A 3,867-nucleotide genomic window follows, 5' to 3' on the forward strand; every position below is an offset into this window, starting at 1 on the left:
CCGTCGGGCGCGCGGGCCAGGGCGACGTCGCCGGGCAGGACGATCACCGCCACCCCGCCCTTGCCGACCGCCGTGTTCAGGGCGCGGGCCAGGACGCCCGGGATCTGGGCCGGGTTGGACACCAGTTCGCAGAAGTCGCTGCACTCGCGGAACAGCTCCTGCGGATGGGTCTCCTGGAAATAGCCCAGGCCGATCTCGGATGAGGGGATGTGGGCGGCGATGGCCAGGACCGGAACCCGGTTGCGATGACAGTCGAACAGGCCGTTGATCAGATGCAGGTTGCCCGGCCCGCAACTGCCGGCGCAGACGGCCAGCCGGCCCGTGACGGCGGCCTCGGCCCCGGCGGCGAAGGCGGCGGTTTCCTCGTGGCGGACATGCATCCATTCGATCTGGTCGAAGCGGCGCAGGCTGTCGTTCAGGCCGTTCAGGCTGTCGCCCGTGACGCCCCAGATGCGCTTCACCCCGGCCGAGGCCAGGGTCTGGGCCAGAAGGTCCGCGACGGTCATCGCCATGGTCGGCTCCCGATAGGTCTGGTGGTGGCGAGGGGCGCCAGGCGTCCCGTTCAGCTTAACAATGCGCGAGGCGGCGTTCGGCTGCCTGCGATCTGTCGTCCCGCGCCGAACCGGCTATGGTGAAGGCATGACTCGGGCTGCGGCATGATCAAATACATCGGCTCAAAGCGCGCCCTGCTGGGCCATGTGACGGGGGCGATCGCCGGCGTCCTGCCGGACGGCGGGCGGGTCTGCGACCTGTTCTCCGGCACGGCGCGGGTCGGCCATGCGCTGAAGAAGCAGGGGTTTCAGGTCTGGTCGAACGACGTCAACGCCTATGCCCACGCCCTGGCCGCGACCTATGTGCAGGCGGATCGGGAGCGGTGGATCGACCGGGCCGAGGTCGTGCTGGCTGAGCTGAGAACCGTCACGCCCCAGGCGGGCTGGTTCACCCAGACCTTCTGCCGCGACGCCCGCTACTTCCATCCCGACAACGGCGCCCGCATCGACGCGGTGCGCGACCGGATCGAGGCCATGGGGCTGGAGCCCGAGCTGAAGGCCATCGCCCTGGTCAGCCTGATGGAGGCGGCGGACCGGGTCGATTCCACCGCAGGCGTTCAGATGGCCTATATGAAGCAGTGGGCGCCGCGCGCGCTGAAGCCGCTGGTGCTGAGGACGCCCGATCTGGTTCCGGCCGTGGCGGGCGGGCCGTGCCGGGCGACGCAAGGGGACGCGGTCGAGATCGCCGATCAGGTCGAGGCCGATCTGGTCTATCTGGACCCGCCCTACAACCAGCACTCCTACCTGGCCAACTACCACTGCTGGGAGAGCCTGGTGCTGTGGGATCGGCCCGAGACCTATGGGGTGGCCAACAAGCGGGTGGACGTGAAGACGCGCAAGAGCCCGTTCAACAGCCGGCCCGGCATCGGCCCGGCCCTGCGGTCGGTGATCGAGCGGGTCAGGGCGCCGAACCTGATCGTCAGCTTCAACGACGAGGGCTATCTGAGCCGGGCCGAACTGGTGGAGATGCTGTCGGCGCGCGGCCATGTGCAGGTGATCGAGGTGGCGCATCCCCGCTATGTCGGCGCCCGCATCGGCATCCATAATCCCAAGGGGGAGAAGGTGGGGCAGGTTGGGCGGCTGCGGAACGTGGAGCAGCTGTTCGTCGTGACGGATCGGCCCGTCGGCCTGCCGGTCGCCGCATAAGTGCTGTAAAAACAACAGTCGGAATGCTGGAACGCGAATCGCGGGCCGTCGTTCTGAAGGCATGGAACCGCGCTTCGACATCACTCGCATCGGGCACCGGACCGACGCCGACACTCTGGGCGGCGGTGATCGGGTCGCGCCCGCCGAAGCGCGGTCGTGGGCGCCGCGAGCGGATGCGCCGCGCGTGGCGAGCGCCGACTGGACCTGGGCGCCGAAGCCGATCGACAACCGCCCGACCTTCACCCACAACGCCGCCCGCTACAGCCGCCCGACCCAGGATGTGGAGCCGGTCGAACATATCGACCTGGAGCCCGAGCTGTCGTCGCCGCCGCGCTGGATGATGATGGTGGCGGGCGCGGCGGTGGCGGCTCTGTTGGGGGCGCTTCTGGGTGGCTTCATGCACATCTGACGCCGGGCGTCAGGCCCCTGCCAGCAGGGCGCGGATCGGGGACCAGCTGCGCCGATGGGCGGGGCAAGGTCCCAATGTTTTCAAGGCGTTCTGATGGATCGGCGCATTGTAGCCCTTGTGGCTGGCGAAGCCGTAGCCGGGGTATTGGGCGTCCAGTTCGACCATCAGACGGTCGCGCGCCGTCTTGGCCAGGATGGAGGCCGCCGCGATGGACAGGGACAGGCCGTCGCCGCCGACCACGGTCTGGATTTCGCAGGGAAGCTTGAAACGGTAATTCCCATCCACCAGGGCCGCGACAGGCTGGACCTGCAGCGCCTCGATGGCGCGGCACATGGCCAGGCCGGTGGCGTGCAGGATGTTCAGGTCCTCGATCTCCTCCACCGAGGCGAAGCCGACGCCCCAGGCGATGGCGCGGGCCTTGATCTCGGGCTCCAGGGCGGCGCGGCGCCTTTCGGTCAGGGCCTTGGAATCGTCGATGCCGGGGGGCAGATCGTCGGGGTTCAGGATCACCGCCGCCGCCGACACCGGACCCGCCCATGGCCCGCGCCCGGCCTCGTCCACGCCGCAGACGTGACCGTTGACGCGCTGGATCAGCACCGTCTCCAGCGCGAGTGTCGGGAAGGCTTTCGGATTTGCGGGGGCTTTAGCCATGGCCCGCCATCGCACGAACCTGGGCGTGACGGAAGCAGGTCGTCTGGTGATCGTTGACCATGCCCACCGCCTGCATGAAGGCATAGACGATGACCGGACCGCAGAAGTTGAAGCCCCGCGTCTTCAGCGCCTTGGCCATGGCTTGGGACTGTTCCGTCTGGGTCGGCGCCTGGCGATAGTCGGCATGGGTCGTCTGAATCGGTTCGCCGCCGACGAAGGACCAGAGCCAGGCGGAGAAGTCTTCGCCGTCATCGCGCATCTCCAGCCAGATCTGGGCGCCCCGGATGGCGGCGGCGATCTTGGCGCGCGAACGGATGATGCGGGAGTCGTTCAGCAGGCGCTGGATGTCGTCCTCGCCATAGCGGGCGACGATCTCGGGGTCGAAGCCGTCGAAGGCGTCGCGAATGCCCTCTCGCTTTCGCAGAATGGTGATCCAGGCGAGGCCGGCCTGAAAGCCGTCCAGGATCAGCTTCTCCCATAGGGCGCGCGGATCATATTCGGGCACGCCCCATTCGGTGTCGTGATAGGCGATATAGAGCGGGTCGGTGGTCCCGCACCAGCCGCAGCGGCCTTCGGCATGTGAATCGGTCATGGCGTCATGTTGCCAGTCTGTTCCGGTGGAAAAAAGGGCGGGGTTGGAGACGCGGCGGCGAAAAAGACCGTCTGAATCGTCTCAATCGTCTGAAATCGGGGCGGCGGGCGTAATTGCACTGCACCTGGGAAAACAGTGCAAAGTGCAAGAGGGTGCAATTGGGGAGGGGCCGAGTTGGACGGTGAAAAAAACAGTCCAACGAGTCCAATGAGTCCAAGTTCTCGTCTCCTCCGGTCCTGAACTACGCATTGTAAGGGCGTTGGGAGGAGGGGATGGTCGATTGACGCTGGTGGCGGCTAAATGGAGGAAATATTGCTCGAAATTTCGTCGGACTAGGATGGCTGAACGGTTCGCATGCCTTTCGTCATCCTCCGGCGAGCGCAGCGAGACCGGGGGACCCAGCGGCGCGCGTGAGCGCGAACCTGTCGCGAGAGCAAACCTAAGATGTCTTTGCGGCGGACGTATCGCCTTCGGCGCCGCTGGGTCCCCCGGTCTGCGCCGCAAGCGGCTTGCCGGAG

5 protein-coding genes are annotated in these 3,867 nt (G+C 67.1%); 2 read left to right on the forward strand and 3 right to left on the reverse strand.

Translation table 11 applies throughout. The features are described from left to right. A partial coding sequence (locus tag RTU05_RS17230; RefSeq protein WP_409411647.1) for a thiamine pyrophosphate-binding protein occupies window positions 1-506 on the reverse strand: 506 nt, incomplete at its 3' end. A 150-nt stretch (window positions 507-656) separates the two neighbouring features. Here RTU05_RS17230 and RTU05_RS17235 point away from each other — a divergent pair. Continuing rightward, the gene (locus RTU05_RS17235; RefSeq protein ID WP_312599540.1) at window positions 657-1,697 is read left to right on the forward strand and encodes a DNA adenine methylase; all 1,041 of its coding nucleotides are present in this window, start codon (window positions 657-659) and stop codon (window positions 1,695-1,697) included. A gap of 61 nt (window positions 1,698-1,758) precedes the next feature. Then, window positions 1,759-2,106, forward strand: a complete 348-nt coding sequence (locus tag RTU05_RS17240) for a hypothetical protein (RefSeq protein WP_312599541.1) — start codon at window positions 1,759-1,761, stop codon at window positions 2,104-2,106. A 9-nt stretch (window positions 2,107-2,115) separates the two neighbouring features. On the opposite strand, the gene RTU05_RS17245 is transcribed toward RTU05_RS17240, so the two are convergent. Together RTU05_RS17245 and RTU05_RS17250 are read right to left on the reverse strand one after the other, a co-directional pair. Further along, window positions 2,116-2,757 (reverse strand): ribonuclease HII, encoded by a 642-nt coding sequence (locus RTU05_RS17245; RefSeq protein WP_312599542.1) that lies wholly within the window; start codon window positions 2,755-2,757, stop codon window positions 2,116-2,118. Next, complete coding sequence (locus RTU05_RS17250) at window positions 2,750-3,349, reverse strand: DNA-3-methyladenine glycosylase I (protein WP_312599543.1); 600 nt, start codon at window positions 3,347-3,349, stop codon at window positions 2,750-2,752. The genes RTU05_RS17245 and RTU05_RS17250 overlap by 8 nt, the downstream gene beginning before the upstream one ends. Window positions 3,350-3,867: the final 518 nt, after the last annotated feature.

Origin of the sequence: Brevundimonas sp. (genome assembly GCF_032017145.1) — a bacterium.
Taxonomy (GTDB): Bacteria; Pseudomonadota; Alphaproteobacteria; order Caulobacterales; family Caulobacteraceae; genus Brevundimonas.

What these genes read in the sequence shown, in the direction of transcription:
- RTU05_RS17240 (WP_312599541.1), top strand. Translation starts at nt 1,759, where the DNA reads ATGGAACCGCGCTTCGACATCACTCGCATCGGGCACCGGACCGACGCC.
- RTU05_RS17235 (WP_312599540.1), top strand. Translation starts at nt 657, where the DNA reads ATGATCAAATACATCGGCTCAAAGCGCGCCCTGCTGGGCCATGTGACG.
- RTU05_RS17250 (WP_312599543.1), bottom strand. Translation starts at nt 3,349, where the DNA reads ATGACCGATTCACATGCCGAAGGCCGCTGCGGCTGGTGCGGGACCACC.
- RTU05_RS17245 (WP_312599542.1), bottom strand. Translation starts at nt 2,757, where the DNA reads ATGGCTAAAGCCCCCGCAAATCCGAAAGCCTTCCCGACACTCGCGCTG.